Below are 267 nucleotides of genomic sequence, written 5' to 3'. Positions count from 1 at the left end.
GGAGGACGAGTTCGACCTTTAGGGTGACCTCCTCGTCTCGCTGGAGGAGCGCGTCCGCGAAGATCTGATGCCGGGCCCCGTCCTCCTCCAGATCGCCGATCCGCTCACCCATCTCCTCGGCTCGTGGAGCCTGGAGGGGGCCCGCGACGCGGCCTGGTCGGCGGCGCGGGCCCTGTGGGCGCTGCGCGGGCTCCCCGCCCTCGCCGAGGGGTTCGCCGACCGACTCGCCGCCGCGGTCGGTCTGGGGGGCCGGTTACTGCTCACGCC

Annotated in this window: 1 pseudogene; it reads left to right on the top strand. The window is 74.2% G+C overall.

Features of this window, described 5'->3' with window-relative positions:
• Window positions 1-267, top strand: a pseudogene (locus KVT44_RS56165) (DUF5995 family protein); the annotation flags it as partial.

This window comes from Streptomyces sp. GbtcB7, assembly GCF_019091445.1.
Lineage (GTDB): Bacteria > Actinomycetota > Actinomycetes > Streptomycetales > Streptomycetaceae > Streptomyces > Streptomyces mirabilis.
Note: the sequence above shows the minus strand (reverse complement) of the source record. Positions and strands in the feature narration are given on the sequence as shown.